This window comes from Enterobacter sp. 50793107 (assembly GCF_001463365.1).
Classification (GTDB): Bacteria; Pseudomonadota; Gammaproteobacteria; order Enterobacterales; family Enterobacteriaceae; genus Enterobacter; species Enterobacter cloacae.
On record NZ_LNII01000132.1, the window covers coordinates 1 to 3,806 of the forward strand.

At 53.8% G+C, this 3,806-nt stretch carries 7 protein-coding genes and 1 pseudogene; all 8 read right to left on the minus strand.

The genetic code is table 11. From position 1 onward, the window contains the following. Window positions 1–699: pseudogene (locus APU11_RS17415) on the minus strand (terminase); the annotation flags it as partial. Further along, complete coding sequence (locus APU11_RS17420) at window positions 699–1,214, minus strand: hypothetical protein (RefSeq protein ID WP_039025437.1); 516 nt, start codon at window positions 1,212–1,214, stop codon at window positions 699–701. The gene APU11_RS17420 and the pseudogene APU11_RS17415, both read right to left, overlap by 1 nt. 3 nt (window positions 1,215–1,217) lie before the next feature. Next, window positions 1,218–1,424, minus strand: a complete 207-nt coding sequence (locus tag APU11_RS17425) for a hypothetical protein (protein ID WP_032647547.1) — start codon at window positions 1,422–1,424, stop codon at window positions 1,218–1,220. A 150-nt stretch (window positions 1,425–1,574) separates the two neighbouring features. After that, the gene (locus APU11_RS17430; protein WP_058650872.1) at window positions 1,575–1,838 is read right to left on the minus strand and encodes a hypothetical protein; all 264 of its coding nucleotides are present in this window, start codon (window positions 1,836–1,838) and stop codon (window positions 1,575–1,577) included. Then, window positions 1,835–2,332, minus strand: coding sequence for a KilA-N domain-containing protein (locus tag APU11_RS17435; protein WP_058650874.1), 498 nt, complete (start codon window positions 2,330–2,332; stop codon window positions 1,835–1,837). The genes APU11_RS17430 and APU11_RS17435 overlap by 4 nt, the downstream gene beginning before the upstream one ends. 315 nt (window positions 2,333–2,647) lie before the next feature. Then, window positions 2,648–3,034 (minus strand): DUF2570 domain-containing protein, encoded by a 387-nt coding sequence (locus APU11_RS17440; RefSeq protein ID WP_058650876.1) that lies wholly within the window; start codon window positions 3,032–3,034, stop codon window positions 2,648–2,650. Next, window positions 3,031–3,471 (minus strand): lysozyme, encoded by a 441-nt coding sequence (locus tag APU11_RS17445; RefSeq protein WP_058650878.1) that lies wholly within the window; start codon window positions 3,469–3,471, stop codon window positions 3,031–3,033. Before APU11_RS17445 ends, APU11_RS17440 begins: the two co-directional genes overlap by 4 nt. Beyond that, window positions 3,458–3,763 (minus strand): phage holin family protein, encoded by a 306-nt coding sequence (locus APU11_RS17450; protein WP_122008274.1) that lies wholly within the window; start codon window positions 3,761–3,763, stop codon window positions 3,458–3,460. Before APU11_RS17450 ends, APU11_RS17445 begins: the two co-directional genes overlap by 14 nt. Window positions 3,764–3,806 lie beyond the last annotated feature (43 nt).

Here is a 3,806-nt window from a genome sequence, read left to right on the forward strand (position 1 = left end):
CGGCAGAGACTCTACCGGGTCGATTGCGTACTGCGGGTTCTTCCACCAGGAGAAGAAGAAAAACTTCCAGTCCAGCGCGGATAAGGGTTTGCCCTGTAGCAACGCTTTCTCTGCCGTCTGGCAGTAATCAAAGAAGTAACCCGCCCGTCCCTCTGCCGTGCTCTCGATAGTAGCGAAGCATCCCGTCGATACCGCCTCAAACGCACCAGTGACGATCTCACGGGCTTTGTCCGGATACTTGGCGCATATCTTTCCAAACTCGGAAACGTGAAGGTAGCGCAGCGTACCACCACGAAACGACGTACTGACGTATAGCGAGCCGCCCTTCTTAAAGACCAGCTCACCAGACGAGTCATTGCTCGCCGGGTTGGCCGCCTTTATCTCTGCTGGCAGCTTGTCGTATGCGTACTTCACCTTTTCGCGGAACAGGCGCTTTGCGTCATTCAGCGTATGGGCGATCAGCGCGCATTTAGCCGACTCGAACAGGGCTGCGTCGAGCTGGATGATGCACACCTCAGTTGTGAAACCGAGCTGACGAGCTTTCAGGATGATGTTACGGGTGTGGATCCCCTCGAAGTACTCGCGCTGCTCAGGCGTCATCCTGAACCGCGTCGGCTTTCCCTCTTTGTCGGTGATCCAGTAAAGATTGTTCAGCCGCCAGTCTTTATCAGCCAGCAGCTTGAGGTGCTCAGGTTTCATTACGCCCCCTGAGACAATGAATCCATCAGGTTAGACAGGTCATCAACCGTCTTATTGCCTTCCTCGGTGTCGAGGTTGTACGCCTTGCGCTCAGCGTTTATCACTTTGATTTGAGCATCAACACCGGCAGTGATCGAGCGAGACATTGAGGCGTGGTTTTCTTCCGTGATATCTGCATCTTCGAGGAAGTCGCGTAGCTTATTAGTGATGCCGCGCCATGCCGCCAAACTTTCCCGATGAGCCATGACTACAGCGGCCGCTTCATCGGATGCCTGGTCAATAATCTGCTCATCAGTAACCACTGGTGACTGGTTACCGTCTTTGGTTACCGACTTGGTTACCTTGGCTTTCGTTGCCGCCCTGACCTTTTCTGTCAGATCTCGCTGCCACCCTTCTTTGTTTGCTCTCTTTAGGATGGTGGCGTGGTTAACGCCATGCTTTTCCCCAATAGCCCTTACTGACAATGAACCAGCCCGGTAAGCCGATTCAATGGCCTCCCAATCTGGTTTGCTCATTGGTTACTCCGTTGTTTGTTCGGTCTGCTCTTCCGGTACCGGCGTGAACTCCACGCGCTTTACATCGGCAGGAGCGAAATACAACCACTGCCCCGTCTCTGTTGCCAGTGGCACAAAGCCGTTAACCAGCTCAGGCTGACGTCGTGACATCTTGCCCGTGAAGGTTTCGCCTGTTTGGGTGGTTAGCGTGATTTGGTAGATGTCGGACATGATTACCTCTTTGCCTTGTCGCAGCGGTTGCCCTGCTTATCAGAAGTGCTTAGCCACTTACGGCTTACCCGTCAGCAAGATGTGATTACCATCCTTGCGGGGTTACACAGATCATTATCGAAGCCCCTCGGTGAAGAGCTTCTGTAATGGCTACTTAGCCTTTGCTTTTGTTTCCGCTCGCTTACGGCGGCGCTCTTCTTTCTTCTCGGCGTTTGCCATGTCCATGAATGCCTGCATGATCGAGTTCCGCATCATGTAGCTAACAAAGTGATGATTGACGCAACCGTTGAGGCGCAGTTGCTCGCCAAACTGATCCACCGAGGCAAGCGCTTCCATCATGCCCTTCTCGCCTTTCATGAACTCTGAGAAGTCGCGCCCCGCTCTGGAGGCGCACTCGATGATGCGATTACTCATCCCGGCAGCCCTGGGATCGTAATCTGCAGCTGGTTAGCCAGGGTATTAATCTCAGCTACCAGCACAGGCTTTGTATAGCGCCATGCAGCGAGGCCTTGCCCGCAGAAGCTCGCCATGTCCTTCTTCTGGTCAAACTCATGACACTTCATGTTGAGCTGCGCACTTAAGCTGTTGCGATGCTGAAGTTCTCCAGTGAAGTAGTCATCGAGGACTTTATAGGCCGCGTACTTGAACCCGGGGTTTAACCAAGCCGCATAATCGTAAGCAACAAACTTCCCGCCATATGTTCCACCGTGTACACCGCGCTCAGTGAAAACCACAGATTCGTGGTTTTTCTCCAGCTCGGCCAGGAACTCTTTTGTCTGCTTGTTTCGCAGATAGTGGTAAGGCGACTCAGCATCACTTTTGCCACTGGCTTTCCACATATCGGTGAGGCATATCATGCCGTCTTCCCCGACACGGATTGGTTGATTGAAGAGGGTTAATGATTTCATTTCGCTGATACCTTTTGGTGGTTGAGCCTGTTCTCGTAGATATGGGCAGCCCAAGAGCGGTCAGCGTTACCACTGCCCTATCTCAAGCTCTACCCCGAAAGGCTCTTGGTTGATATGCGCACGAGAATGCGCGGGTTTACTGCAGGCGTAAAAAAGCCCCGCTATTGCGAGGCTCTTGATGATTCGATTTTCCTGATTGCTGCCTTATCCAGATTGCACTGACCCAGCGCCGTATAGAGCTGAGTGTTTAACTCCAGACTTGCCTGCCACGTGAACGGAACCACCATTCCGGGGATCGGCGTGTCTGCGGTCAGGTCAGCGCTTATCGGCACCACTGGGGCCGGAACGTAAACTGTCTGCGTATTCCCGCAGGCTGTCAGCAGCGGCAGAAGGAACAAGCTGGTTAGCGCACGGATCGCCTTCAAGCGCCTGCCTGATGTAGACAATGCGCGTCTCGCCTTTTTTGGCCAGTTCGTTCTTTGCATTCTGGGTAGCCTGTGAGATGTCACGGATGAGGTTCATCGTGGTGATCACGTTGTTGGTGATCGCCTCTGATGTTTCTGCCCTGACCGTCGCCTTGTCGCGCTGGTCTTTGTAGGTGATGGCGTTGTCGCGGTAGTGGTTTACGAAGAACGCCAGCACACCGATTAACGCCACCACCAGCAGCTGCAGCCAGTAACGCTTAACCAGCGCGCCAATCATGATAGGAACAGAGCCCGCTCTGCCTCCCGCCGACGTGTCAGCCCATTCAGCACCTTCCCACCAGCTTTATTCCAGCGCAGGAACTCATCGGCTGCACCAGCGTAATCACCAGCGTTGAGTTTTCGCAGAAGGGTCGATGTCGACAGTGACCGGGCACCGAGGTTATACGTGAACGACACCAGGGCGTCGAATTGCCCCTGAGTCAGGCCGACTTTAACCAGGCGGGAAACGTCGCTTTCGTAGCTGACCAGTCCTGTCTTCAGCAGACGCTCTGCCGTTTCCTGATTAATCGTCATCCCGGCGCGGATTGGTTTCCCGTCGACAGGCTGAGTCCAGCCATAGCCGATCGTCCAGACGCCAACGCTGTCCTGGTACGCGGTAAGCTTGCAGCCTTCGAACTCTTTGAGCAGGGCAATTCCTTTATCACTGGTTTGCATTCTTCATCCCCGTCAGACGTTCCCAGAAATAGGTCAGAGCCACGGAGCCCATCGCCCCGCTAATGCCTGACGTAACCAGAATCATGTAAAGGCTCAGCCCACTTTCTACGCTGATTAGGCCACCAATGAGACCGGTAAAGCCGGACACTGCAATTTGTGCCAGCGCATTAATCCAGCTCCAGGTGGCTTTGTTCTGCTTAACGTCAATAAGGTATCGGACCAGGCCGCCCCAGCATGACAGAGCAAGGACAATCAGCCATGACACTCCGGCAATGCTTTCTTTATCTTGCATACGTTTAGCCATATCACCTCCGAAAGAACGGGGTGCTGTTTGT

Excerpts from the sequence above, each read along its gene's own strand:
- APU11_RS17420 (WP_039025437.1), bottom strand. The coding sequence starts at position 1,214 with ATGAGCAAACCAGATTGGGAGGCCATTGAATCGGCTTACCGGGCTGGT.
- APU11_RS17425 (WP_032647547.1), bottom strand. The coding sequence starts at position 1,424 with ATGTCCGACATCTACCAAATCACGCTAACCACCCAAACAGGCGAAACC.
- APU11_RS17430 (WP_058650872.1), bottom strand. The coding sequence starts at position 1,838 with ATGAGTAATCGCATCATCGAGTGCGCCTCCAGAGCGGGGCGCGACTTC.
- APU11_RS17435 (WP_058650874.1), bottom strand. The coding sequence starts at position 2,332 with ATGAAATCATTAACCCTCTTCAATCAACCAATCCGTGTCGGGGAAGAC.
- APU11_RS17440 (WP_058650876.1), bottom strand. The coding sequence starts at position 3,034 with ATGATTGGCGCGCTGGTTAAGCGTTACTGGCTGCAGCTGCTGGTGGTG.
- APU11_RS17445 (WP_058650878.1), bottom strand. The coding sequence starts at position 3,471 with ATGCAAACCAGTGATAAAGGAATTGCCCTGCTCAAAGAGTTCGAAGGC.
- APU11_RS17450 (WP_122008274.1), bottom strand. The coding sequence starts at position 3,763 with ATGCAAGATAAAGAAAGCATTGCCGGAGTGTCATGGCTGATTGTCCTT.